The sequence below is a fragment of the Bradyrhizobium sp. AUGA SZCCT0182 genome, assembly GCF_018130185.1.
Lineage (GTDB): Bacteria > Pseudomonadota > Alphaproteobacteria > Rhizobiales > Xanthobacteraceae > Bradyrhizobium.
This window is the reverse complement of record NZ_JAFCLY010000033.1, coordinates 63,363-87,412: the sequence shown is the minus strand read 5'-3', so window position 1 is coordinate 87,412 and position 24,050 is coordinate 63,363. Positions and strand designations below refer to the sequence as shown.

General features: G+C 58.6%; 21 protein-coding genes and 2 pseudogenes. 9 read left to right on the top strand and 14 right to left on the bottom strand.

Features of this window, described 5'->3' with window-relative positions; all coding sequences use genetic code 11:
* Nucleotides 1–567: 567 nt before the first annotated feature.
* Complete coding sequence (locus tag JQ611_RS29185; RefSeq protein WP_212270027.1) at nucleotides 568–1,539, top strand: ABC transporter substrate-binding protein; 972 nt, start codon at nucleotides 568–570, stop codon at nucleotides 1,537–1,539.
* Between the two features lie 163 nt (nucleotides 1,540–1,702).
* On the opposite strand, the gene JQ611_RS29180 is transcribed toward JQ611_RS29185, so the two are convergent.
* The 4 genes and pseudogenes from JQ611_RS29180 to JQ611_RS29170 form a co-directional block, all read right to left on the bottom strand.
* A complete protein-coding gene (locus tag JQ611_RS29180; RefSeq protein WP_212270026.1) occupies nucleotides 1,703–2,152 on the bottom strand; it encodes a MaoC/PaaZ C-terminal domain-containing protein in 450 nt (149 codons plus the stop codon).
* A gap of 145 nt (nucleotides 2,153–2,297) precedes the next feature.
* Nucleotides 2,298–2,438: pseudogene (locus tag JQ611_RS41950) on the bottom strand (integrase); the annotation flags it as partial.
* Nucleotides 2,439–2,497: 59 nt separating this feature from the next.
* Nucleotides 2,498–3,107 (bottom strand): annotated as a pseudogene (locus JQ611_RS29175) (amidohydrolase family protein); the annotation flags it as partial.
* A gap of 483 nt (nucleotides 3,108–3,590) precedes the next feature.
* Nucleotides 3,591–3,764, bottom strand: a complete 174-nt coding sequence (locus JQ611_RS29170; protein WP_312012244.1) for a hypothetical protein — start codon at nucleotides 3,762–3,764, stop codon at nucleotides 3,591–3,593.
* On the opposite strand from JQ611_RS29170, the gene JQ611_RS42785 reads away from it, so the two are divergent.
* Nucleotides 3,693–4,109 carry a hypothetical protein gene (locus JQ611_RS42785; RefSeq protein ID WP_312012245.1) on the top strand — a complete coding sequence of 139 codons (417 nt, stop codon included), beginning with the start codon at nucleotides 3,693–3,695 and terminating at the stop codon, nucleotides 4,107–4,109. The genes JQ611_RS29170 and JQ611_RS42785 overlap by 72 nt on opposite strands.
* A gap of 9 nt (nucleotides 4,110–4,118) precedes the next feature.
* Here JQ611_RS42785 and JQ611_RS29165 read toward each other — a convergent pair whose 3' ends face one another.
* On the bottom strand, nucleotides 4,119–5,570 hold the full coding sequence (locus JQ611_RS29165) for a GntP family permease (RefSeq protein ID WP_212467380.1): 1,452 nt from the start codon (nucleotides 5,568–5,570) through the stop codon (nucleotides 4,119–4,121).
* A gap of 3 nt (nucleotides 5,571–5,573) precedes the next feature.
* Nucleotides 5,574–6,614: a patatin-like phospholipase family protein gene (locus JQ611_RS29160; protein ID WP_212467379.1), complete on the bottom strand. Its 1,041-nt coding sequence runs from the start codon at nucleotides 6,612–6,614 to the stop codon at nucleotides 5,574–5,576.
* Nucleotides 6,615–6,969: 355 nt separating this feature from the next.
* Here JQ611_RS29160 and JQ611_RS29155 point away from each other — a divergent pair, with 355 nt between their 5' ends.
* From JQ611_RS29155 to JQ611_RS29145, 3 genes are all read left to right on the top strand, one after another.
* The gene (locus JQ611_RS29155; protein ID WP_212467378.1) at nucleotides 6,970–7,974 is read left to right on the top strand and encodes an ABC transporter substrate-binding protein; all 1,005 of its coding nucleotides are present in this window, start codon (nucleotides 6,970–6,972) and stop codon (nucleotides 7,972–7,974) included.
* Between the two features lie 401 nt (nucleotides 7,975–8,375).
* Nucleotides 8,376–9,131 (top strand): outer membrane protein, encoded by a 756-nt coding sequence (locus JQ611_RS29150; RefSeq protein WP_212270003.1) that lies wholly within the window; start codon nucleotides 8,376–8,378, stop codon nucleotides 9,129–9,131.
* Nucleotides 9,132–9,203: 72 nt separating this feature from the next.
* On the top strand, nucleotides 9,204–9,542 hold the full coding sequence (locus JQ611_RS29145; protein ID WP_212270002.1) for a DNA-binding protein: 339 nt from the start codon (nucleotides 9,204–9,206) through the stop codon (nucleotides 9,540–9,542).
* Nucleotides 9,543–10,195: 653 nt separating this feature from the next.
* Here the strand turns inward: JQ611_RS29145 and JQ611_RS29140 are convergent.
* The 5 genes from JQ611_RS29140 to JQ611_RS29120 all read right to left on the bottom strand — a co-directional run bounded on the left by JQ611_RS29140 (nucleotide 10,196) and on the right by JQ611_RS29120 (nucleotide 15,662).
* Entirely contained in the window at nucleotides 10,196–10,909 is a 714-nt protein-coding gene (locus JQ611_RS29140; RefSeq protein ID WP_212467377.1) for an MOSC domain-containing protein, read from the bottom strand.
* A 191-nt stretch (nucleotides 10,910–11,100) separates the two neighbouring features.
* Nucleotides 11,101–12,429 (bottom strand): aspartate aminotransferase family protein, encoded by a 1,329-nt coding sequence (locus tag JQ611_RS29135; RefSeq protein ID WP_212467376.1) that lies wholly within the window; start codon nucleotides 12,427–12,429, stop codon nucleotides 11,101–11,103.
* An 88-nt stretch (nucleotides 12,430–12,517) separates the two neighbouring features.
* Nucleotides 12,518–13,564: a phosphotransferase enzyme family protein gene (locus tag JQ611_RS29130; RefSeq protein WP_249133535.1), complete on the bottom strand. Its 1,047-nt coding sequence runs from the start codon at nucleotides 13,562–13,564 to the stop codon at nucleotides 12,518–12,520.
* Between the two features lie 15 nt (nucleotides 13,565–13,579).
* On the bottom strand, nucleotides 13,580–14,248 hold the full coding sequence (locus JQ611_RS29125; protein ID WP_212467388.1) for a haloacid dehalogenase type II: 669 nt from the start codon (nucleotides 14,246–14,248) through the stop codon (nucleotides 13,580–13,582).
* Between the two features lie 535 nt (nucleotides 14,249–14,783).
* Nucleotides 14,784–15,662 carry a GNAT family N-acetyltransferase gene (locus tag JQ611_RS29120; RefSeq protein ID WP_212467374.1) on the bottom strand — a complete coding sequence of 293 codons (879 nt, stop codon included), beginning with the start codon at nucleotides 15,660–15,662 and terminating at the stop codon, nucleotides 14,784–14,786.
* A gap of 355 nt (nucleotides 15,663–16,017) precedes the next feature.
* On the opposite strand from JQ611_RS29120, the gene JQ611_RS29115 reads away from it, so the two are divergent.
* From JQ611_RS29115 to JQ611_RS29105, 3 genes are all read left to right on the top strand, one after another.
* A complete protein-coding gene (locus JQ611_RS29115; protein WP_212467373.1) occupies nucleotides 16,018–16,941 on the top strand; it encodes a glyoxylate/hydroxypyruvate reductase A in 924 nt (307 codons plus the stop codon).
* Nucleotides 16,942–16,955: 14 nt separating this feature from the next.
* Nucleotides 16,956–17,312: a cupin domain-containing protein gene (locus tag JQ611_RS29110; protein WP_212467372.1), complete on the top strand. Its 357-nt coding sequence runs from the start codon at nucleotides 16,956–16,958 to the stop codon at nucleotides 17,310–17,312.
* A 278-nt stretch (nucleotides 17,313–17,590) separates the two neighbouring features.
* A complete protein-coding gene (locus JQ611_RS29105) occupies nucleotides 17,591–19,048 on the top strand; it encodes an NAD-dependent succinate-semialdehyde dehydrogenase (protein ID WP_249133534.1) in 1,458 nt (485 codons plus the stop codon).
* Between the two features lie 232 nt (nucleotides 19,049–19,280).
* Here JQ611_RS29105 and JQ611_RS29100 read toward each other — a convergent pair whose 3' ends face one another.
* The gene (locus JQ611_RS29100; protein WP_212467371.1) at nucleotides 19,281–19,967 is read right to left on the bottom strand and encodes a haloacid dehalogenase type II; all 687 of its coding nucleotides are present in this window, start codon (nucleotides 19,965–19,967) and stop codon (nucleotides 19,281–19,283) included.
* A 318-nt stretch (nucleotides 19,968–20,285) separates the two neighbouring features.
* On the opposite strand from JQ611_RS29100, the gene JQ611_RS29095 reads away from it, so the two are divergent.
* Nucleotides 20,286–21,662, top strand: a complete 1,377-nt coding sequence (locus JQ611_RS29095; protein WP_212467370.1) for an aspartate aminotransferase family protein — start codon at nucleotides 20,286–20,288, stop codon at nucleotides 21,660–21,662.
* Between the two features lie 192 nt (nucleotides 21,663–21,854).
* Here JQ611_RS29095 and JQ611_RS29090 read toward each other — a convergent pair whose 3' ends face one another.
* Both JQ611_RS29090 and JQ611_RS29085 read right to left on the bottom strand, forming a co-directional pair.
* A complete protein-coding gene (locus tag JQ611_RS29090) occupies nucleotides 21,855–22,331 on the bottom strand; it encodes an Lrp/AsnC family transcriptional regulator (protein WP_212467369.1) in 477 nt (158 codons plus the stop codon).
* A 332-nt stretch (nucleotides 22,332–22,663) separates the two neighbouring features.
* Entirely contained in the window at nucleotides 22,664–23,989 is a 1,326-nt protein-coding gene (locus JQ611_RS29085) for an FAD-binding oxidoreductase (RefSeq protein WP_212467368.1), read from the bottom strand.
* Between the last annotated feature and the right edge of the window lie 61 nt (nucleotides 23,990–24,050).

Here is a 24,050-nt window from a genome sequence, read left to right as displayed (position 1 = left end):
GCCATTTTTCAGACCTTTGTTTTGCATGAGGAAGGAGGAAGACGTACGCCGATGGCAGAATCCGTGCTGGGAATGTTTTGCCGACCAACGGTCTACTTTCGCGAAGGTCCTCCTCCGCGTTTAAGCGCTCCGCAATGTCTTCTGCAGTTTTCTTGACGCGCGCTTCAGCGATAGTGTTACCGTCGTTCCTGACGACTTCTTAGTTCGCGTGAACTGGAAAGTCTTTCGGTTTTAGCGATTCGTCGTCGGCCCTGGCCATCTTCCTTGTTGCAAAGATAAATCGTGATTTTGGATTCGGTTTCAAAATCATCCTAAATTTCATGGGATTAGGACACCCGTTCTGACGAATTAGTGGATGGGCTTGGAACCGACAGCCGATTCCTTGGCAGGTCAGACTTAGTCCGGCACCTTTCGGACCTAGCCACTGGGCTGACAATGTCCGTTCACAGGGGTGGAGCGGACGTCGCCAACGCGCGCACTAACTTCCGACAATGACCCACAACGGACATTGGCGCTCCGTTGCCGAGCCGATACTATGATAGTTCCTCCTCGGTACAGGACGCGTTCATGAAACGGCGTGAATTTATCGGTCTCATTGTTGGCACAGCGGGTGCGTGGCCGCTCTCGGCACACGCACAATCCAAAACATATCGTGTCGGGCTGCTCACGCTGGATACAGGTGAGGATGCTTCTCAATTCACCGGACCGCTGCGAGACCTCGGCTATGTCGAGGGAAAAAACCTGAACTTCGAGCATCGATCCGCCGACGGAGACCCCGGGCGACTTGCCGCAATGGCCGAAGAACTTGTGCGTGCAAAGCCGGATGTGCTTGTAGCGGGGTGGGGTACGCTCGCACCAAAGGCGCTCAAAACTGCAACCGCCACCATCCCCATTGTGTTTGCGACCGTCGGTGATCCGATTGGGGCGGGTCTCGTGCAAACTCTGGCGCGGCCCGGTGGCAACGTGACGGGCCTGAGCGGCCAGTCTGCCGAGTTGAAGGGCAAACAGCTTCAACTGTTGCTGACGTGCGTTCCAGGCCAGAGAGCCGTCGGTGTGCTCTTGAACCCCGATACCCCCTACAGCGCGTTGGCCTTGAAGGAATTGAGGGTGGCTGCGGACCGAGAAGGTATCCGGCTCGAACTCCTGGAGGTGAGAAGGCCCCCAGAGTTCACGGCTGCCCGAATGGACGCACTCGTTGCGTCCGGTGCGACAAGCCTGTTTGTCATCGAAGACCCGCTTACCGCCAACCTCCGGGCCGCCGTCCTTGATCAGGTGAGCAGACTTCGGCTTCCTGCGATGAGCGGGAGCGTCGGTGCCGTGCGCTCAGGCGCTCTTATAACGTATGGCCCAAGTCAAAGGGACATGTATCGCCGCGCTGCCGAGTATGTGGACAAAATTCTCAAAGGCACCACTCCCAGCGAGCTGCCTGTCGAGCAGCCAACCAAATTTCAGCTCGTCATCAACCTCAAAACCGCAAAGGCGCTCGGCTTGGTAATACCGCCGTCGTTGCTGGCCATTGCCGACGAGGTGATCGAATAGGTCCGCCGACTTCCGTGATTGGCACTTTTCGGACCTGCCAGGCTTGGCTGACGATGTCCGCTTCCGGGGGCAGACTGGAAGTCGTCGGCCAGCACCCGAAAAGACCCGAATGACCCAAAGCGGACATGTGGACGTGGCCTTGGTCAACGCGGACGGTTGGTCGTCAAGGGCTCGGTCGCCTCGCAACAAGAATGCTGCTTATGCACTGCAGGACGATTTCGTTCCTTTGATTGCGCAATCGAATCTGGAAGCGCACGATGCCCCGGTCGGGTTTCGACTTCGACTCCCGCTTCTCCAGAACAATCGCTTCAAGGTCGAGTTTATCTCCCGGGCGTACCGGGTTCGGCACTCGCAGCTCATCCCAACCCAATCCGGCGAGGCCATGGAGCCGAGGCTGGAGCTTGGGTGTAAGCGACCTGTAGATTGCAAACGTGTGGGAGGCCGATGCGGTTAATCCTCCAAAAATTGAATGTGCTGCAGCCTCCTCATCGACGTGAGTGGGCACCGGGTCGTACTGCTTCGCGAACTGGATGATCTCTTCCTTCGAGACCAGATACGGACCAGCCTTGCGGATCGTATCAGTTTCAGCGTCTTCAAAATACCAGTAGGTCATGGGTTCATCCCGCGCGATGGAAGCAGGTACGGCTGGGCGGCGCGATTATAACCCTTAGCGGAGATTGTTGCAGTGCATAAGTCCGCTTGTGGCACGAACCGGCTGTCGAAGGGCGGGCAGAGCATGTCCGCTCTGCCCGGGTATTTCAGACATCCACTTGTTCCGCTATTGCCAGCGCGTCATCGACCTCAATGCCGAGATATCTCACCGTGCTTTCGATCTTGGTGTGCCCGAGCAAGAGCTGGACAGCCCTGAGATTGCCGGTCCGTCGATAGATCAGGTCGGCGATACGCGCTCATCTGGCCGTCGAGATGCTCTTGCACTTCGTAGAGCTGAACTTCGGGAGGCGCCCTGCATGAGCTGTTCCCGCGAGCGCACGCGCACCTCGTCAGGGCTGTCCGCGACCACGGCGCCGCCGATCTGCTCCATGCGGGAGAGCATGCCGCCGATCGTCCGCGGCAGATCTGTTAACTGGCGGAAGTCCCCATGCCCGCTGGTAACGGTGATCATGGCGCCGGATGGATAGATGCTGGGCCCTTGACGATGCCCTCGTCGATGGCACTCTTGAGACCGAACGCCGGTCCACCAAGGTCGCGAACGGTGGTGAAACCGCGCATGAGTGTGTCAGTCGCCTCGGCGCCAGCCGTGAGATTGTTGTAGCCGACGTCACCGAACGCCTGTGCCTGTGTTGGCCGTATCAGCATGGTGTGCCAATGATTGTCGATCAGGCCGGGCATCAGCTGCGCCCGCCGCCCGCGATGATGCGCGTGTCGGCGCGGCGATCAACCGCAATCGGGGCGATCGAGATACGTTCGATGACGTTCCCCCGAACAAGGACATTCGATGCTGCGGAAAGCGTGGCGCTCTTGCCGTCGAAGATGCGGACATTCTCGAACAGAGTTACTGATGATCCTTCCTGTGCATCAGCTGGATGACACAATCCGATTGCGAACATGCAGAACACTGAGGCAAGGAAGGTTTGTCGAAGCGTATTTTTCATCTTGTTTCCTTCGATCTCAATTTCGGTAGTTGGCGGGGCAGGGCGGCGAAGAGGCCGCGTCAAAGCTTGGATTTCCGGCAGGCGTGACTGGCTAAAGGGGTGTCGGTCAAAGATGTTCGGGAGAACATGGGTCACCTCCAGGCTGGCCTACAACTCCGGCTTGACAGGATGCCGGTCGCCTTGACGTAACCAGAAGGTCATCGCAAGACCGATCAAAAAACACCGGCAGTTGCTTTTGTAAAAGGTCTGCCCTGCCGGAATCGGCGGGGTGATCTTTAGCTATTTCACCTGGTGGCGAATTAGGTTCATTCATGGCCGCGTTCTGTCAGCTATCTGCACGCCTATCGGTCCAACCGCGAATGTTAACTCCGCTTCAGATGGAGGGCGCGAAGCAACATTTGCGTCGGATGCGCTGCGAGCGACGGAGGTAAGCAGAAGTCAGCGGCAATACCGGCTCGATACCTGATGCGATCTGCCGCTTGATGCACGGACCCAGCAACGACCCTGGCGCCAATAATAATGGCTGCGCGAATGCCGCCGATGGCTTCCCGCCGCCGCACCGGCGATTGCACCGACAGCTGCACCGCGGCGGCCACCTACGGCGCCTCCGATGATCGCTCCAGATACCGCGCCACGTGCTGTAGAACTCTGCGCGAGTGCGTCCTCCAACGGTATGGTCATCGCCATACCCAGGAAGAGCAGCGAAAATACAATCCGACGCATTGGGGCACTCCTCTGATGCTGGACTTTCCGATACGTGCTTTTCCGTCCCCGCTTCTCACAAATTGGCCGAGACTTTGCGATCTTGTTGCGCTGCAGCGCTTCCTCTTTGAGTTCCATTTTATTAACGCTGCTGTCGAAGCACAAGAAAAACTCGCTGCGACCCTGACCTGTTTACTCAACGAGTCGTCGACATTGATGTTGGTCGTGATGGGATCGTTAGCTACGTGCTTATGAGTCTCAACCCTAGAACGATCCAAAGGTAGATCCCAGAATGATGACCGCCACCAGGGCGAAGAGCGCGCCAACGATTCCAACCATTACGATATCGAGATAACTCTCGCGATGCGTCGATCCACAGACGGCGAGCAGCGTCACGACCGCGCCGTTATGCGGTAAGCTGTCGAGCGTGCCGGAGCCAATCACGGCCACGCGGTGCATCAAGCCGGGATCAATGCCCTGCTCCGCGGCAATACGCATATAGGTTGACCCCAGCGCATCGAGCGCGATGGTCATGCCGCCGGAGGCTGAGCCGGTCAGCGCCGCAAGGATGTTGGTTGCCACCGCGAGCGAGACCAGCGGTCCGCCGCCGATCGACAGTACCCAGTCGCGCACAACCGCAAATGCCGGCAGCATCGCGACGACGGCTCCAAATCCCACGAGGCTGGCGACGCTGAAGGCCGGCAATACCGACGCATTGGCGCCGGCATCCATACTCGCGCGCAAGGTCGGCAGCCGCTGCCAGTTCAGCACGATCAGCACCAGGATGGCGGTTGCCAGCGCTACTGCCACCGACCACACACCTGCCACTGCAGACAGCGAAGTCCCGCCCCAACGCTCCTCGGTCAGGAAGGAGAAATCGAGGCGCGGCAGGATGACCAGCGACATCGTGAGATTCATGGCCACGACAACAACGAGCGGCAGCATAGCCACGGCAATCGGTACCGCGGCATCGCTATGGCGTCCACGGCCCAGCTCCGCCGGATCGAATTCGCGCGCTGTGGTGGCGCGCTCGCGAATGATCTCGTTGTCCGCAATCGAACCGGGCGCAACATCGGCGCCGCCATAGCCTTCGCCCGCTTTTCGCGCGGCAGCTTCGACCCGGTCAAGCCACCACAGTCCGAATCCGAACATGATAATCGAGGCGATGATACCAAGGCCGGGCGCCGCGAACGGCGTGGTTCCGAAGAACGGCATCGGGATCGCGTTCTGAATAGCGGGCGTCCCCGGAAACGCCGTCATGGTGAAGGTCGAGGTGCCCAACGCGATTGCCGCAGGCATCAACCGTCGTGGAATTTCAGCGGCGCGAAACAGCGCCTGCGCCATCGGAACCAATACAAAGAAGGCGACGAACAGGCTCACTCCGCCATAAGTCACCATCGCACCGGCAAGCACCACCGCCAGAATCGCGCGGCGCGGGCCCAGCTTCTCGGTCATGAAACGTGCAATGGCATCGACCGAGCCGCTGTCGTCCATCAGTTTGCCGAACAGCGCGCCGAGCAGAAACAGCGGAAAGAATTGCGCGATAAACTGCGCGGCGCTGTTCATGAAGGTTTGGGTCCAATGCGCCAGCAGCGGTTCGCGCGAAATCGCAGCCGCTATCAGCGCCGCCGCGGGCGCCAGCAAGAGTACGCTCCAGCCGCGATAGGCCAGCCAAATGAGCAGTCCGAGCGCGAGGAGAATTCCGAGAAGCCCCATGGATCACACGCCTTCGACCATGCGGTCGATATCGAGGGAGGAGCGTTTGCCGATGCTGCCTCCATGCTCGGTCAGGAACTCATCCGCGGCCTTGCGTCCCTCGTCGCGCAGCATGGTGAGGAAGTCCCATTCGGCGTTCATCTTGGAGGAAGAGCCGAGCGTATCCATGATCTTGTTGCGCACCAGATGGACGCGCATCCTGGCCCATTGCGCGCCCTCGCCGTTGCCGGGATCCGCGGTCCGGCGCAGCAGCGCCATCATGCGCAATTCCTTGATCAGCACGGCGTTGAACGATACTTCATTCAGCCGATTGAGAATTTCGGAGGCGGATGTCGGCGTGCCGGGGCGTTCGACCGGGTTGATGGGGATCATGATGGTGTCGTCGGAAACCAGTTCGGTGACCAGCGGGGTCAAGGTCGGGTTGCCCGAATAGCCGCCATCCCAATAACTCTCGCCGTCGATCTCCACCGCCTGAAATAGTGTGGGCAGGCACGCCGAGGCGAGCAGCACGTCCGGCGTGATATCGGCATTACGAAACACGCGCGGTCGCCCGGTGCGCACGTTGGTGGCGGTGATGAACACCTTGATGGGAGAATTCCTCAGCCGCTCAAAATTGATTCCTTTCTCCAGGACCGGCAGCAGCGCATTAGAGCCGGACGGATTGAGATCATAAGGCGAAAATATTCGGGACATCGTATTGAGCATGAAGACCAGAGGCGAATTGTCCATGGTCCAGCGTCCCAGCATGCGGTCCACCGGACTGCGCTGGAACGGACTGAAGCGTGAAGCTTCGGACACATGCCGCCAATAGGTCTCAAGCGCCGCCTGCGCGCCTTTTGCTCCGCCCTCGGCAAAGCCGTCGGCCAGAACCGCGGCGTTCATCGCTCCGGCCGACGTGCCTGAGATGCCTTCGATCTTGAGCCACTGCTCTTCCAGGAGGCGTTCCAGCACGCCCCATGTGAAGGCGCCGTGAGAGCCGCCGCCTTGCAGGGCCAAGTCGACCAGAACGGTTTCGCGATCAGCATGGGAAGAGATCGTCTGCATCTCGGCTCCTGGATTGCGACAAGTGTTCACGTTCAACAGAGATGAGCTTTCGCCTCCATGAACCCTATCGCTTGTGGTCAAGCAGGCAAGCTGCCTCTCGAAGAATAATTTATCGTCTTCGTCCCAGGAAGGCGGTGGCTCAGCTGATCGAGCAGACCTTGACTTCTACTAGCTTCTGCATCTCGCCCTAGGTGCCTATCCTAAGAATGTCCGTTCACCGGGGATAGACCGGAAGTCGCCGTGGTCCGGTCAAACCGACGCGGATGACCCAACTCGGACATATGCCGCGCCACTATGTCCCAAACGGTCGGGAAAATGTGTTAGGCTGTCGGCCCCACAGGCGTTGGAGGGGCACATGCGAAGGCGAGAATTCGTCGCGGGCGCGGCAGTGGCCGCCTTAGCCTTAGTTAGACAGGCTCGCGCTCAGACCGATAGATCGACACCACGAAAGCGGATCGCGATAATCTCACCCGCTCGTCCTGTTGAGCAGCTCAAAACTCATCCTTATTTTCGATCATTCCTCGACGAATTGAGCCGCCGCGGCTTTGTCGAGGGAGAACACCTGATTGTTGATCGCTATTCAGGAGGTGGCCGTACAGGCAGTTATGCCGATCTCGCGCGAACTGTGGTGGCCACTAACCCAGACGCCATATTCACGAGCGGCTATCCGACGGTAGCAGGACTCAAAGCCACGACAACAACCGTTCCGATTGTTGCGACAATAGATGATCCGGTCGCCGCTGGGCTCGCGTCGAGCTTGGCTCGACCCGGGACCAATTTTGCGGGCGTAACCGTTGACGCTGGTTTGGAGCTTTATGGAAAACGTTTGGCTTTGCTGGTCGAAGCGCGGCCGAACGTATCTGTAGTTGGGTATCTCTCATCGTCCGACAATTGGAGCAGACCGACGGGCGCGGCAGTGCGAGAGGCGGCGCAACAGGCAAAGGTTGCGATAACTCATGTGGACATCGGAAATTCGTTTAACGAAGCGACCTATGCAGCGGCGTTCGCCTCGATGAGAAACGCTCGAATAGATGCACTTCTAGTCTCCGACGAACCGGACCATAATGCGAATGCCAAAACATTGACCGGCCTTGCCGCGAGCGCTCGAATACCGACAATGTATCCGTTCCGCGATCTCGCCGTAGCGGGTGGGCTTATGACCTACTGTATCGATTTACTCGATGCGTTTCGATACGCGGCAGGCCAGGTCGCCGAAATACTGCGAGGCAAAAATCCCGCCGAAATTCCCTTTTATCAGCCCACTAAGTTTCAGCTTATCATCAACACAAAGGCCGCCCAACAAATCGGGCTTGATCTGCCGCCGACACTCGTTGCCCGCGCCGACGAGGTGATCGAATGAGGGGACCGACTTCCGTTGATGGCACGAACCAGACCAACGGGACCGGTCTGTCGATGTCCGTTCTTGAAGGCAAAGCCGACTTCCCGGTGGCCAACCCGGACTTCTCAGTTTGACCCGTAGCGGACATTTGGCTAGCCCGGATCATCTCTCGCTGTGGCGAAATCAGTCTGACCAAGTTGGATCGGTTACCGACTTTTCCCGGAGTGCCAATTCCGCGCGGAAGGGAATGGCACAAACCGCATAGTCCAATAGGACACGACCCTTGCCATTTTTTCCCAAATCAAAGTTCGCCTGTGGCAATCCGGATACAGGTCGAAGCAATCAAATCATTCATACTGTGTCGTGGAATGTACACGCCGCGCGGCTGGAAGGTCGTTGGCTACACCGGAAGGGGATATGCGATGAAGAAGTTTCTGATGGGTACGGTAGGTCTGATTGCGCTGGGCATGGGCGCTCCTGCGTCCGCCGCCGACATGGCCGTCAAGGCAAGGCCTATGGCGGCACCGCTTCCGGTGATCTACGATTGGAGTGGCTTCTACATCGGCGGCAACGGCGGTTGGGGTCAGAGCCGCAACTGCTGGGATTTCGTCGATGTGGCGGGCGTAGTCGTGGCTGACGGCTGCCGGGAGCGGTCGGGCGGCCTCGCCGGCGGGCAGATCGGCTATCGCTGGCAAGCCAATCAGTGGGTGTTTGGTCTGGAAGCGCAGGGCGATTGGGCCGATCTCAGCAACCAGCGCATCAGCATTATCAATCCCGCGTTCTCCACTCGCACAACGACCGATGGTATTGGCCTCTTTACCGGCCAGATCGGCTACGCTTGGAACGCAGCACTGCTGTACGTAAAGGGCGGCGCGGCAGTGACGAGCAACCGCTTTAGCATCCTCAGTACCATTACCGGCGCTGAACTGGCCTCAGCTAGCGCGACCCGCTGGGGCGGCACCATCGGTGTTGGACTGGAGTACGGCTTCACACCAAACTGGTCGTTCGGGGTCGAGTACAACCATCTGTTCATGGGCGACGCGAACAATTCGTTCTCGGTCGCCAATCCGATTGTTGCCGGTGCGCTCAACCGGATCAGTCAGGACGTGGACATGGTAACCTTGCGCATCAACTACCGCTTCGGCGGTTACGGTGCACCGGTCGCTGCGCGGTACTGATCTCGCCCCTTTGCATAATCTCCAGTACAATAGGCCGGCGGAAATGCCGGCCTATTTTGTTGGAGGGATTACATGCCCAAAAAATCGGTCGGTTGCGCAACTCGCCCACAGCCGGCTTCGCGACGCGCGGCTGCCGATCTCATAAATGAAGCGTTCAAGAAATCGGATGTTTCCGAAATTTGTCATGCCGTTGGCGCGGCCACCCACCTTTACAATATTTCTCACCTTGCGGAGAAATCTGGGATTGCGAGGACAAGCATTCATCGTGCGTTTGCACGCGATCCGCAAAAACCGAACTTCACGACAATTCTTAGAGTACTCGATGCGATGGGCTTCCAGTTGCATGTCACGATGCGCCGGAATGCAGGAGCAGGGCGTTTAAAATCGGTTGAGAATGCCAAGAGCCTGTGACGGTGCCGCGCCCCGCACCCAGGTCCGCTCCTGGCACTTTTCGGACATGGCTAATCTGGCGGGCGACGTCCGCTTCTGAGTGAAAAGCAGACATCGCTACTTTTCGATTTGCGACTGGCCGCTTCTGGCGCAAAGCGGCCGCTCGCAACGAGGCCAGGCCTAATCTCCTAGTCTAGTTGCTTCGCAACGCTTCCCAGGGCCAAGCGTAGAGGGGGAGTGATTTCAAAGGGGGCGGTGGAAAGGGCGTCGATGGAGTGACCGACGGATGGCCGGACGGAGGGGAAGCTGCCCTAAATTGATAAGGCGCGGGTTGAAAACGTCGGCTACGTGTCCTGTTGCGCCATCGCAGAAGCAGCTTGGGGATCGCATAGCGGGTCGCCTCGAGCACGGACATTCGTTTGCTCGCGCGACAGTTCTGGACACCCTATGTAGCCGCACCGAACGGGAAACGACAAAGACGAAATGCGTCACGGAGAAATGGTAAGAATTCAAGAACGAGATCGCAAGTCATCATGCAGGCCGCCTGACGCTCCTTCGACTTCACGGGCACGAACGGCATTCCCCGCCGGGTGACTGCCCCCCAAAGGGCCTCGGCATCGGCAACATCGTTCTTTCTGGCCACCCGCCACTGGAGAACTCACTGCGCTACTAGGCTACGCAACGGCGACCATCGCATCGGTTGTCACGTGGCCGGGAAGCAAGACGTCGCAATAAATCCCGAAATCACGACCGTGCCGCTGGACCACTCTGCGCAGGATTTCGACGTCTACCGGCAAGCGATCCTGCTCGATCGTGATGAAGCCACAGCGTCCGCAAGGCCTCTTGCCCCGCAACACGACCTCCCCGATCCTGATCTCTCGGCCGATCCAGTCTTTTTCAGGCATCGTCTCGTCTTCATCCGGCCAGTCGACAAGAATGTTCGGACGGAAGCGGCGTGTGTCGATGACGCTGTCGGGCAATTCTCGGCTAAGGCTGCGCAGTGCAGCCGTGGTCAAGAGGTGGATCGGAGCGTGCTCGTAGCGAGGGCGGAAACCGCCCGATCCGATGGGGTCGAACGGCTTCAGGATTGGCTTGAAGCCGAAGGTCGTCGACAAGGCTTCCCGCATCGAGGCGTCCTCCGGTCCAGCCCAACTCCTGCCATCGACCGAAACGGCGACGCCGCCATCAGCGATCTTAGCGTGCGCGCGCGGCACGCCGATGAAGTGCTTTTCCCGTCCAGGGGAGGCGATGCGGCCGGTTGCTTCATCGAGCACCCCCCAGATCCGGTCGCCGGCAATGCCGCCTGCCTCGACGCGAGCCACGGCGAGCTGTTCGCCTGCCATGGAACTCACCGGATAGCGCCAGAGTTCTGCGACCTTACCCTTCATAGGCTCTTGGTCCCCTGGAGGGCGCTCATCAGGCGCCGCTCGAGATGCGTGGGACGGCGGCGACGTAGAGCAGATCGGCGTCGGTGGATGGAGGGAGCTGGGATGCGGATAACGGGCATTGCAAGAACTTTCCGAATTTTTGCTGCGGTGGCCCTGTACAAAGGCCTGGCCAAGTGCTCGCAGGTAGTGGACTAGCCTGCGACGCTGATGAGCGCGCGCTCCATGGATGCAAGGAAGAGGTCAACATGTTCGGCTTGGCAAACGAGCGGAGGGCGCACTTTAAGGGAATCCTCGTTGGCCCCTGTCGTACTCACAAGTACGCCGTCGTCCCGCATTGCGTTCACAACATCCAACGCCATTGCACGCCGGCCTGCTGCCGGCGAGCCCTCAAGCCCTATGTCGACGCCAAAAAAGAGACCAGCGTTTCGGATTGCACGAACTCCGTAAGGCTGCATCGCGATTTTCTCCAGCCCGGCTCGGAGACGCTGGCTCATGGCAAGGGCTTTTTGGGGGATTTGATCCCGCTGCAGGATCGTTAGCACGGCGTCCGCCGTCGCTATTCCAACTGTATTGCCGGCGAACGTGTTTGAGTAGCGGGAGGTGGCACCAAATTGGTCCATCGGGGCTCTGCGACCAACGACAGCGCCAATTGGAAATCCATTGCCCATCGGTTTGCCGAGGGTAACAAGATCTGGAACAATCCTGTGCCGCTCAAAGCCCCACATATGAACGCCAGTTCGCCCAAAGCCCGGTTGAACTTCGTCGGCGATGACGAGACCACCTGCCTCCCGCACTGCCGCAACTCCACTGGCGATGAAGCCAGGAGGATCTACCCATACGCCGTCGCTGGAAAAAATACTGTCAATGAGCAGGGCCGCAACGCCAATGCCACGACGGTTCAGATCCACAATGGCCGAACGAATCTGTGCTTCGAAAAAGTCCGCGGCTTGTGATTCCGGCACGCCCGCTGGCCCAGGTAGGGATACCATGCGCACGAATGGGCTAAGCTTGACTGCGTCGCCCAGGTTCGGGGAAACCGCGGCAGCGGCCGCACTAGTGCCGTGATACGCATAGGTCGACACGATCACGCCTTCGTTGCCGCTAACAAATCGCGCGATACGCAATGCCAAATCGTTGGATTCACTCCCCGTGCAAGTAAAAACCACCCGGTCGAGCTCGTTTGGGAACGTATCAACCAATCGCTCGGCATAGTCGACAAGTTTTGGCTCGAGATAGCGCGTGTTGGCGCTTATCCGGCCCGCCTGCTCAGCCATTGCGGCGTTTACTTCTGGGTGGCAATGGCCGAGAGACGGCACGTTATTATAGAAATCAAGATAGGGTCGCCCGTCAGGATCGTAGAGCCACATGCCCTCGCCGCGAACGAAGTGCACGGGGCGGCGGTACTGGAGTCGATAAGAGGCCCCCAGAACTTCGTCACGGCGAGCAATTAGCTCGGACTCGCGCCTGGGAAGGTTGGCTTCGCCGGGTTTGTAGCGATTTGGCATGAGATCTGTGGACATGTGCTTCTGCCTGCTTGAAAGAGTACCTTGATCAGTTCGCGGTTCTTCGTTTTTGGCGACCGTGCCGGTGGAGTGAACCGAAATGGCGTTACGGCTGGAACGACGACATTGCCGCCAGAACTGCTGCCTCGCCCGATGCGGCACCAAGAGGTGTTAGAATAGAAAGGCCGTGCTCGGCACGCGCGACATTCTTTTTGATGTACTGGGCGTCGGCCGGGAAAAGGTGGGATCGCCAGTAGTTGACCAGGATCAATGCGCTTTGTCGCGCCCGCATCAGTCCCACGAGCAGTCTTGCTTCCAGCGCCGAAAGTGTAATGACCGAGGCATAGCCGGCAATAAGATGTTCGGCCCCACCTAGAGGAAGGGTCGGGTCCTTTACGACGTGACTTGCTGCGATCGCCAGATCCTGGATTCTAGGGCCCCAGCAGCCATCGCCAAAATCGATGAAACCCATTCCCTGGCCAGTCACCATCACGTTGAATGGGCTGGGATCATTATGAGTTACCTGCCACGCCACATTCGATATTTGTGGCTCAATAAACTCGACATACTCCCGCATCGCGATGCGTACGCTATCGGCAATTGTCCGGCATGGCAGGTATTGCTCTAGTTCCGTCAACCTCGACCAGCAACCGATGTGCCAAAGAACGGGGCGGTCGGCCGCGGGCACGCTGACCAGATCAAGAGTCAAGTGCAACCGGGCCAGAGCGCTGCCTGTTCGAAAAAGCAGGTCGGGAGTTGGCATCGCCTGGTGCAGCGGGATGCCTTCAATCCGGGTCTGCAAGTACCCGCATACTCCCTCTTGCTCAAACATCAATGCGCCGTTTTTCGTGCGGAGCACTTCAGGCGCGACGAAGCCGTCGGCCCCTTGTAATCCAGCTATAGCGGCGGCTTGGAAACGAAAGCTGTCGACCGCTTCAGGTCTGGTCGACGTCTTCAGGATTAATCGGCGGCCCTCCGTCAACTTGACCTCAACGGTGCGCTCGACCTCGGAGGATAATGTCGCGATCGATCCCGTTAATCCGTAGTGGCGCTCAAGTAGTGCCGCCGACATGTCCGGTTCGCAATAGCCCGGCCGCATGGCCAGGATTGCGGCGGCAGCACGAAAATAGGCTTCGGTGCTCTGCAGGGCCAAGTCCATCCTCGTCCCTCAGATTCCGAAAACGCCTGGTAGCTGGGTCACATCGGGGATTTCCGTGTACTCGTAGTAGGGATTGGCTGGCTCATGGCGACGATTAACCCAGACCTTGTTCTTGATCCCCAGATCATAGGCGGACATCAGGTCATAGCGGAAAGACGAGGAAACGTGAGTTATGTCCTCTGGGCCGCATCCCAGCATGTCAAACATATACTCGAACGCTTTGAAGTGAGGCTTATAGGCACGTGCCTGTTCAGCGGTATAGACGGCATGAAATGGCGCGCCGAGCTTTGCCACGTTCGACGGAATTTGGACCGTCGTGGCGTTCGAAAGGATAACCAGAGGAATTTCCTTGGCTAGTTTAGCCAATCCCTCGGGGACGTCCTGATGCGGCCCCCAGGTCGGGATGCGGTTGTAAAGCGTTTCAGCGTCTTCGGCACGAAATGCGACGTTGTTGCGGCGGCAGGTGCGCTCCAGTGAGTTGTGTACGACATCTGCAAAAGGCTTCCAGTCCTGCATCACCTCGTCGAGGCGGTAGGCTGAGAAATTCTTGATGAATTCGTCCATGCGCGGCCCATCCAGAAGACGACCGAACAGATCTCTGGCGGCTTCCGCCATTTGGAAACTGATCAGCGTGCCGTGGCAATCAAAAGTCACGTATTTCGGCCGGAAGCAATCCATGTCCTTGATTCCCGTCAAGTTGCCTTATCAGCCGAGCATAGCCGCAGGCGCTTGGCAGAATGTGCCGCAATGCATGGTCATTCAGCAGAAGGTCCACCGGTCGACCGCAAAACCAGCACGACCTTTCGCAGTGCTGTCTCGCTCCTCCTGAGCCGAGCCGACCTATAGGGCGCGCTCACTCTGTCTCCAGCGTCGCGCCGCCAACGGGGTGGAGGATTGAGGTCGCGAACGCTGCTCCAGACCAAGCGGGTGCTGCGTGTTCGGGAGGAGACTTTCCTCTGTGATGTCAGGCGCTAGAGCATCCGACGGCGGATGGAATTGGTGCACGACGTCGTCAGTGAACTTTAAACGGGTTTATCGCCCTTGCGCTAGCCGACTGAAGCGATTGGATATTGTTGACAACAGAAGCGACGTTCTCAGCCGAAAACCCGCACTGATTTTCAAATCATTGCCCCTCGGAGCGTGTCGACCGGTTACCCGCTGCCGCCAAAATTCGCCTGTTGCTGCTGGCGTCTCTCGTCTCCGCTTCACAGCTTCAGCTCACCGCGTGACCGGCCAACCCGTAGACCCACGGCTCGTTTTCCTTTCGGTTCAGGAATCGTTGTCCCTTGGACATGGTCGTGACCGTCTCGCTTATCCCGAGGTGGCTCTGCTGAAGATAGTCAGCAAATAGACCCGTCTGCTCTCGCGTATCGACGCGGGTGAACCGTCCCGTAAGCTCCTTAAGATGCACGGCCGTGAGATGGATCGCGTCACAATCATTGCTGGCGACGATGGGACCGATTACGTGGCCACGCCCGAACTCGCGCTTCATGGAGTAGCCGACGATCTCGCCGCCGCGGCTTAGAGTGCAGATTGATGCACCTTCCGAAAGCAAGGCAAGCAGCTTCTGGCGGCTTGTTCCGAACGCGGACTCATCCAGCGCAGCGATCTCCTGAAGTTTTTTGGCTGACAGAGACCTCAGTTCGCCGTCGAGAACTGGCACCGCCGGGAGAGATGATGCGACCTCACCCTGCCACAGATACACGACAGCTTCCTTCCTGAAGCCCAGCGAAAGATAAAGATGATAGGCGGCATCGGTCGAGTTCAGGACCAAATTCCGATTGCCACACCGTTCGAACACCTGTTCCATCAGCCATCGGCCGGTACCTTGTGCTTGGGTGCGCGGCGATGTGAGTACCAGGCCGATGGTGGCGAACTTGCGTCCGTGCGGGAACCACATCGCACTTCCGAAAACGCGCCCGATGCCGTCAACAGCGACGATGCCCTGACCGGCGCGGCGCAGGAAATCCCAGTCCTTTGGCCGATGCGGCCAGCCAACCGCAATCGAGAGCGCGTGGAGCAGCTTCACATCAACCTCGCGAATGTCGCGCGCGACCAATTCAAAGGACTTCAGACGTACCGATCGTCCCATTTCAGCTCATCCGTTTCTTTGCAGAATGCCCAAAGTGTCCGGCATATCGTGGCTTTTGATCCTCCTGCCACATTGCCGCAGCCGATGCGTCTCTCCCCATCATCGCACGGAAACTCAGCAGATTTCGTCTGTTTACGGGCAGTCTTCGAAATCTTCGGCCTATAGCGCAACGCTATTCGGCAGGGAAAGCTCCTGCTTGCGGTTACGGTGTCGATATCCGGTGAATTGGGCGGGCAGGGCGGCGCCGTGAATGTTGAAGAAACCCTTGCGAGGCCAGTCGCATTGCCAGCCGTCGCGGGCCACGAGGCAGGACCTCGATGCGCGCTTTGCCGCGTGACACGAGAAAGGTGCATCGATGGCATTTCTTTTCAATTCCGATGCTAACAGGGGAGCAGTCTTCCGCCAGGCCTTTGCGCGCGAGCTCCCCGAGCTGGAATTCTACCACTGTAGTGAAAATATCGACCCCGACAAGGTGAGATACCTCCTGACCTGGAACGTGCCGGACGAGGTTTCGCGTTTTCGTAATCTGGAAGTGCTCTTTTCTATCGGTGCAGGGGTTGATCAGTTCAAGCCGGAGATCGTCCCCGACCATGTGAAGCTGGTTCGCATGGTCGAGGATGGCATCGTACGCATGATGCAGGAATACGTCGTCCTTGGCGTGCTGGCGCTCCATCGCGAGATGCTCGCCTATCGGGAGCAGCAGAGCAGGGGCATGTGGCAAGCCCTTGCCAGTTTGCAGGCGACCGAACGTCGTGTGGGTTTCCTGGGCCTTGGGATGCTGGCGCAAGCGGCAATCGACCGTCTCAAACCCTTTGGATTTCCTCTTGCCGCATGGAGCCGCAGCAAAAAGGTGGTCGAGGGGGTCACCTGCTTTCACGGCGAAGATCAGCTTGCCGGCTTTCTGATGGAGACGGACATTCTGGTCTGTCTCCTGCCGCTGACGGAGCAGACCCGTGGCATTCTGAACGCAAGACTCTTCTCGTTTTTGCCGATGGGAGCGCGACTGCTGCATGTTGGCCGCGGCCCGCAGCTTGACCAGACCGCACTCATCGAGGCGCTCGACAGCGGCCGCCTTGCAGCAGCTATGCTCGACGTCACCGACCCCGAGCCGCTGCCGGAAGGCCATGCGCTCTGGTCGCACCCGAAGGTGATGATAACGCCGCATATCGCCTCCGTGACGCAACCGCATACGGCAGCACTATCCGTCATAGAAAACATCCGGCGCCACCGCGCCGGGAAGAATCCGATCGGCCTTGTCGATCGAACACGCGGCTACTAACCAGGGATCATGCCATGTCACTTCTGATTACTATCGACACCAATCCGGACTTCGTACCAAAGAACGCCTTGCCGGTTCCGGAACGGCTCATTTCGGGCAATCCATCCTTCAAGACCTGGGCGCAGGACGCTTCGAAAGGCGAGAAGGTACTAACCGGGGTTTGGGAAGCAACGCCTGGCGAGACCCATTCCATCAAGGGCACTACCTACGAGTTTTGCCACATCATCTCGGGTCTTATCGAAATTGAGGAAAAGGATGGTGAGACGAAGACTTACCGCGCCGGCGACAGCTTTGTGATGAAACCGGGGTTTGTCGGCGTCTGGCGCACGATCGAGACCGTGCGAAAGATCTACGTCTGCGCGTATGACTGAGCATAAACCCAGAGCGGTCCAAATAATCTGGCCCGCCAGAACAATCGACTTTCCAAGCCGCGTCTGACCCGATTCAGCGCCGTCAGGCAGTTCATTCTCGATGAAAAATGCGGCGGTCGATCCTGTATTGCTCGGATGAGATGATTCGATCTCACCAATAGCCAAATCCAACAGCGTGCTCGTCGGACTCTCGTCGAGCAGACTCGCTCGTGGATAAGGACCATGAGGCCGTTACGCATCGCAGTGATGGCGAGGTTGGACCCCGGAGGAAAAAGAAGATGATCGCATTGAAGGACAAGGATCTGTTTCGCCAGCAGGCGCTGATCGGCGGCAACTGGCGGGATGCGAACGTGAAAGCGACCGTCGATGTCATCGATCCCGCCAGTCAGCAAGTTCTTGGCACCATTCCCGATATGGGCCGCGACGAGACCAGGGCTGCAATTGACGCTGCGGCCGATGCTTTCAAACGCTGGAAAAAGAAGACTCATGCAGAGCGTGCAGCGCTCTTGGAGCGATGGCATGAACTCATGCGGCACCATGAGCAGGATTTGGCGCTTTTGTTGACGCTGGAGCAGGGCAAGCCCCTTGCTGAATCGCTCGGAGAAATCCGTTATGGGGCATCCTTCGTAAAATGGTTTGCGGAAGAGGCACGCAGGATCAATGGATCGACTATCCCGTCACCCACTGTCGACCGCCGCATCTTGGTACTGAAAGAGGCGGTAGGCGTCTGCGGGATCATCACCCCCTGGAACTTCCCTAACGCCATGATTACGCGCAAGGTGGCACCTGCGCTGGCTGCGGGTTGCACCGTGGTGATCAAACCATCCGAATTTACGCCGTTTTCGGCGCTCGCGATCGGCGTTCTGGCGGAGCGGGCGGGGATTCCGGCGGGCGTCATCAATATCGTGACTGGCATGCCCGCGGAAATCGGCAAGGAGCTGATGGCCAATGAAACGGTACGCAAGATCTCGTTTACCGGATCGACTCGCGTAGGCGCGTTGCTGATGAAGGGCGCCGCCGATAACATCAAGAAGCTCAGTCTTGAGCTCGGCGGCAATGCACCATTCATTGTCTTTGACGATGCCGATGTCGACCTGGCGGTTGAGGGGGCGATTGCGTCGAAGTTTCGCAACGGTGGACAGACCTGCGTCTGCTGCAATCGCATCCTGGTACAATCAGGCATTTACGACGCTTTTGCAGCAAAACTCGCCAGCCGGGTCGCGAAAATGAAGGTCGGCGCCGGCACGGATGAAGGGGTCGCAATCGGGCCGATGATCAATGGCGCGGCGATAGAAAAGATCAGGCGGCACGTCTCGGACGCCTTGGAGAAAGGCGCGAGGATCATCTCGCAGAGTGAAGGTATGCCGGAAGGAAGGCAATATGCCCGCCCCGTCGTGCTCGGCGAGGCAACGACCGAGATGCTCTTGGCTTCAGAAGAGACTTTCGGACCGGTCGCTCCGCTTTTCCGCTTCAAGACCGAGGACGAAGCGATTGCGATCGCAAACGGCACGCCATTCGGCCTTGCTGCCTATTTCTACACGGAAAACCTCAAGCGCTCATGGCGTGTTGCCGAGGCGCTGGAATTCGGCATGGTGGGCTTGAACACTGGCGCGATCTCAACCGAGGTTGCGCCTTTCGGCGGTGTAAAGCAGTCTGGATTGGGGCGTGAAGGATCTCAGCTCGGGATAGAAGAATATCTCGAGATCAAAACGCTTCATGTCGGCGGGTTGGAGTAAGGGACCGCTTCCCGGTTGCGCGCGAGGAATCGAAGGGTTTTTTGATTTTGCGGCGAGTCGCGTCCACGCGGCAGATAGGTTGATGCCTCTACCGCGAAGCAACGCAATATCTATCGGACTCCTAAATAGCCGAAACACAAAAAGGGGGGCGGTTGGACCGCCCCCCTTCGTTCGTCACGCATCGATCTCTATTGCAATTTTCGAAGGACTGAACTGCCGCGAAAGGGCCCGATCACGCGCTTTTTCGAATGGGCTCCAAGCCGACTGCCGCGGCGAGTCCGCCGATGTCATTGACCTCGGTGTATTCATAGAAGGGGTTCGCGGGCTCATGACCGCGGTTCACCCATACCTTGCTCTTGATGCCCAGGTCGTAGGCGGTCATCAGGTCGTAGCGGAAGGAGGATGAGACGTGGGTGATGTCTTCCGGACCGCAGCCGAGCTTGTCAAACATGTACTCAAAGCCCTTCATGTGCGGCTTGTAGGCGCCGGTTTCCTCGGCCGTGATGACCGTGTGGAAGGGGGCGCCGAGCTTCTCCACGTTCGACATGATGAGGTTCTTCATGGAGTTCGACAGGATGACCAGCGGAATCTCCCTGGCAACTTTGGCCAGACCCGCCGGGACGTCGGGATGTGGACCCCATGTGTGAATCTCTTCATTGATGCGCTGGGTATCCTCCGGCCGAAATACAACACCGTTGCGCTTGCACGCGCGCTCTACCGAATTATGCACAACCTCGAAGTACGGCTTCCACGCGCCAAGAACCTCGTCCAGGCGATAGGCAGCGAAATCCTTGATGAAACTTGCCATCGTCGTGGCAGAAAGCTGGGAGCCGTAGACTCTCCTTGCCGCACCGGCCATGTCGAAGTTCGTCAGCGTGCCGTAGCAATCGAAAGTGACGTATTTCGGTCGGAATGTCATGGCTTGGAATCCTCCAATTTCTCGCGGCGCTGCTCGCCGGTACGACAAACATCATATTGAGCATCTCGTAAGATAAAGCACCGCTTTCGCTGGAGCCGGAAGCAGATTGTGTCGTACCGGATCGAAACTTCTTTGGCAGAGAGTTGCGCCAGGTAACCCGTCGAGTTGAGCGCACCGCCACGCGTCGGATCTGCTCCGGCACGAGATGCCGCATCCATCATCAACAAAAGTCAAAACTCCTTTGGTCCAGGCGCTGCTTGGGAGGAACTGCCGTCCTAGATATCCTACTTTGCCTTTCGGGTTGATCTGGAGGATGAAATGTTGAGCAATTCGCTGATCGAGTTGGACCGCGCGCATCTGATTCACCCGGTCTCATCTTATCGCAGCCATGAGGCGTTGGGCGTGCGGGTGTTAAAATCAGCGAAGGGCGCGACTCTGACCGATGCCTCGGGACATCAATTGCTCGACGGGTTTGCTGGTCTGTGGTGTGTCAATGCCGGGTACGGACAAGACAGCATCGTTGAAGCAGCCACGAGGCAGCTGCGCGAACTGCCCTATGCGACAGGCTATTTCGGGTTGGGCTCCGAGCCGGCCATTCGTCTCGCCGCCAGATTGGCTGAATTGGCGCCCGGCGATCTGAACCATGTCTATTTCACGCTCGGTGGTTCCGATGCGGTCGACAGCACGATCCGCTTCATTCGGTACTACTATCACGCCAGGGGTATGCCGCAGAAGGACCAGTTCATCTCTGTGGAGCAGGGCTATCATGGATCCTCGACGGCGGGGGCCGGCTTGACAGCACTGCCGGCCTTTCATGCGGGCTTTGGGGTGCCTTATAGCTGGCAGCACAAAATTCCGTCGCACTATGCCTATCGCAATCCTGTCGGCACCCATCCCCAGGCTATCATTGCTGCGTCGATCGCGGCCCTGCGAGCGAAGATCGCCGAACTGGGCGCCGATCGCATTGCGGCTTTTTATGTCGAGCCAATCCAGGGGTCAGGGGGCGTTCTCGTGCCGCCGCCGTCTTGGCTGAAAGCCATGCACGCTGTTTGCAAGGAGAACGATATTCTGTTCGTTGCCGATGAGGTCATCACTGGCTTTGGGCGTGTCGGGCCTCTTTTCGCCTGCGAAGAGGACGATGTCGTGCCGGATTTCATGACCACCGCAAAAGGACTGACGTCGGGCTATGTGCCGATGGGAGCCGTTTTCATGTCGGACCGCGTTTACAATACGATCGCGGATGGGGCCGGCAAGACTGCCGTCGGCCATGGCTACACCTATTCTGCACATCCGGTCAGTGCGGCTGTTGGACTCGAGTGCCTCGACCTTTACCAGAATGGCTTGTTGGAAAACGGGCGGAAGGCCGGACACCACTTGATGGAGGGGCTCCGCTCCCTTGCCGATCATCCGCTCGTCGGCGACATCCGTGGTCGTGGCATGCTGGCCGCAATCGAGCTTGTCACGGACAAGGAGCGCAAGACGCCCCTGCCACCGGAAGCCGACGCGGCGCGCCGCATCTTCGACCGTGCATGGGATAACGGCCTCGTCATCCGCGCCTTTGCCCAGGGCGTGCTGGGCTATGCGCCGCCGCTTTGCTGCACGCATGAGGAGATTGATGGCATCATCGAACGAACTCGGATGACGCTCGACCAGACGCTCGAAGACAGAGACATCCGCGCGGTGATGAAGGGATAATCATTGCGCCTGCCATTGAGGCGGCGCCTGGTTCACAGCGGTCTGCCGACGGTGCAGCGAAATATCGTATCATCAGACCGGTCCCGCGATATGCGACGTCGGTCCGATCGGCGGCGAGTGGCAAGCCTTGGGCAGCAGCATAATTGGTGCGGAAATCTACTCAACTCATTTCCAAGGGCCGAGGATTGCTCTTCAGTCGTTGAATATGCTTTCGAGAGGCAGATGGGATTTCACGATAGGCGACTTCAGTACGACAAAACTGAAGTATTTATCGATGCCGATATCCAATTCGACGAGACGTTCCATAATCGTCTGGTATTCACTTATTCCAGCTGTGATAAACTTCACGAGGTAGTCATATCCGCCCGAAACCAGATGGCATTCGACGACCGAATCCATCTTTTCGATAGTCGTGAGAAAGCGAGCGAAATCGATCTGGCGATGGTTTTTGAGCGTGATCTCGGCGAAGACAGTCAGAGTTTGTCCAAGCTTTGAAACATCAATCTGAGCGGAATAACCAGTGATGAAGCCCTCCGTCTGGAGTCTTTTGACGCGCATCAGGCACGGGCTCGGAGAAAGGTGAATCAGCTCCGCGAGTTCGACGTTGGAAACCCGCCCATTCTTTTGCAGTTCGCATAAAATCCTTACGTCGATCTTGTCGAGCTTCATAAGACGGCCCCACTTGATGTTCGAGACGCGGCTCGCCGAAGCCCTCTGGCATCCATGTTGGCCGTCGATCTACCCCCGAGGCTGCCCGCGCCAGCTGGGTCGGACGGTATGCCGACGGAGCAATTGGGGCGACGATGGTAATCGTTACTCAGAGGCGTCGGCATCATGCGCGCTTTCATAGCATCAACCGGCATTTTCCTACTGACATCGGGCAACTCCCACGCCACCTCCGCGGGCCACCGTGTGTTCACCCATGAAGACACGTCGCGTGGCTCTCTAAGGTGATGCCACCCCTCGGCGTCCGTCAATCGAATATTCGCGGAGCAGGCTTTTCAGAAGTCGGCGACCTTGCCCCAAGCGCCCATTTTCAGGCGCTCCGGCCTGTAGGGACGCGGGTCGACGATCGGCTCGCTGCCGGTAATGATGTCGGCAATCATGTGCCCCGCGCCAGGGCCAATCCCGAAGCCATGACCGCTGAAACCGGCCGCGAGGATAAAGCCTGGAATCGCCTCCACTTCACCGATCGCGGGAACGCCGTCCGGTGTGCTGTCGATATAGCCGGCCCAGACATTTGAGATTGCGACGCGCCGAAGCTCGGGCAGCAATTCGCAAGCTCTTTGATGTGTCGCCCGAATCTGCCGCATGTCGGGGCGGGGATTAAGTGTCCGGTTCAGCTCCATCGGGGTCACCTCACCGAGCGCCCATTTCGTCAGGGATTCGTGACCCTGGCGCATGCCCTCGAATGCTCCAGGAGCGAGACTGCGCCAGCGGCGAGCGAACATGGGCACGAATTCGCGGCCAAACCTGAATTGCTGCGGCGTTGGATCGACTCGCGCGCGCCCGCTAATTGCCAGCGTGTAGCCGCCGCTGCTTCGCCGCGTAAGTGACACGAGCGCAGTGTGCAGGGCATCGGGCAGACCGGCTGCGCCTGGAGCCACCGCGAGAATGGATTGGCGAACGGAAGCCTGCGGAAAGCGAATGCCGAGCTGGTTGCAGAAAGAAGAAGCCCACGCTCCTCCTGCCATGACCACCGTCTTGGTCCGGATTGTGCCCAGTTCGGTCACCACGCCGCTCACCCGGCCGGCACTGAGCTCTACGCCGCGAGCGGCGCAGTGCTGGTGCACCGTGCCGCCAGCCGTCATGATCGCACGCGCGGCTACGGGCACAGCCTTCGAAGGGTCCGCCGTTCCGTCGGTTGGAGAGAAGACGCCGCCTTTCCAATTGCGGCCCGTCGCTTTGCCTCTCTCGCTCGCTTCTTTCGTACTCAACATGTGTGTCGTAACGCCGACCGTCCTTGCAAAATCGCGCCACTTCGCCCAGCCGGTTAGCTCATTCTCGTCGTTAGACAGATAGAGAAGCCCGCAGCGGCGGAACCCCGTGTCTTCCCCGGTCTCCTGTGCTACTCTCTCCCAAAGATCGAGACTCTTGGTGGCGATCGGTAGCTCGCGCTCATCGCGATTCTGTTGACGACACCATCCCCAGTTGCGACTGGACTGCTCGGCGGCGACACGCCCCTTTTCGAGCAAGGCGACCTTAACGCCGCGGCGGGCAAGATAGTAAGCCGTGAACACGCCCACCACGCCGCCACCAATGACGACGACGTCAGCCTCTTGAGGCAGAGACGGACTGGATTCGATATGCATCAGCGGTGCGCTCATCGAGCGGGAACTCCGGTGTTTGACGTATCGTACCGAACATCCGCGGATGCGCCTTGCCGAG

Bases quoted from the DNA above. Each gene is read 5' to 3' on its own strand.
- JQ611_RS29185 (WP_212270027.1), top strand. From the start codon at position 568: ATGAAACGGCGTGAATTTATCGGTCTCATTGTTGGCACAGCGGGTGCG.
- JQ611_RS29180 (WP_212270026.1), bottom strand. From the start codon at position 2,152: ATGACCTACTGGTATTTTGAAGACGCTGAAACTGATACGATCCGCAAG.
- JQ611_RS42785 (WP_312012245.1), top strand. From the start codon at position 3,693: ATGGCTTCCCGCCGCCGCACCGGCGATTGCACCGACAGCTGCACCGCG.
- JQ611_RS29165 (WP_212467380.1), bottom strand. From the start codon at position 5,570: ATGGGGCTTCTCGGAATTCTCCTCGCGCTCGGACTGCTCATTTGGCTG.
- JQ611_RS29160 (WP_212467379.1), bottom strand. From the start codon at position 6,614: ATGCAGACGATCTCTTCCCATGCTGATCGCGAAACCGTTCTGGTCGAC.
- JQ611_RS29155 (WP_212467378.1), top strand. From the start codon at position 6,970: ATGCGAAGGCGAGAATTCGTCGCGGGCGCGGCAGTGGCCGCCTTAGCC.
- JQ611_RS29150 (WP_212270003.1), top strand. From the start codon at position 8,376: ATGAAGAAGTTTCTGATGGGTACGGTAGGTCTGATTGCGCTGGGCATG.
- JQ611_RS29145 (WP_212270002.1), top strand. From the start codon at position 9,204: ATGCCCAAAAAATCGGTCGGTTGCGCAACTCGCCCACAGCCGGCTTCG.
- JQ611_RS29140 (WP_212467377.1), bottom strand. From the start codon at position 10,909: ATGAAGGGTAAGGTCGCAGAACTCTGGCGCTATCCGGTGAGTTCCATG.
- JQ611_RS29135 (WP_212467376.1), bottom strand. From the start codon at position 12,429: ATGTCCACAGATCTCATGCCAAATCGCTACAAACCCGGCGAAGCCAAC.
- JQ611_RS29125 (WP_212467388.1), bottom strand. From the start codon at position 14,248: ATGGATTGCTTCCGGCCGAAATACGTGACTTTTGATTGCCACGGCACG.
- JQ611_RS29120 (WP_212467374.1), bottom strand. From the start codon at position 15,662: ATGGGACGATCGGTACGTCTGAAGTCCTTTGAATTGGTCGCGCGCGAC.
- JQ611_RS29115 (WP_212467373.1), top strand. From the start codon at position 16,018: ATGGCATTTCTTTTCAATTCCGATGCTAACAGGGGAGCAGTCTTCCGC.
- JQ611_RS29110 (WP_212467372.1), top strand. From the start codon at position 16,956: ATGTCACTTCTGATTACTATCGACACCAATCCGGACTTCGTACCAAAG.
- JQ611_RS29105 (WP_249133534.1), top strand. From the start codon at position 17,591: ATGATCGCATTGAAGGACAAGGATCTGTTTCGCCAGCAGGCGCTGATC.
- JQ611_RS29100 (WP_212467371.1), bottom strand. From the start codon at position 19,967: ATGACATTCCGACCGAAATACGTCACTTTCGATTGCTACGGCACGCTG.
- JQ611_RS29095 (WP_212467370.1), top strand. From the start codon at position 20,286: ATGTTGAGCAATTCGCTGATCGAGTTGGACCGCGCGCATCTGATTCAC.
- JQ611_RS29090 (WP_212467369.1), bottom strand. From the start codon at position 22,331: ATGAAGCTCGACAAGATCGACGTAAGGATTTTATGCGAACTGCAAAAG.
- JQ611_RS29085 (WP_212467368.1), bottom strand. From the start codon at position 23,989: ATGAGCGCACCGCTGATGCATATCGAATCCAGTCCGTCTCTGCCTCAA.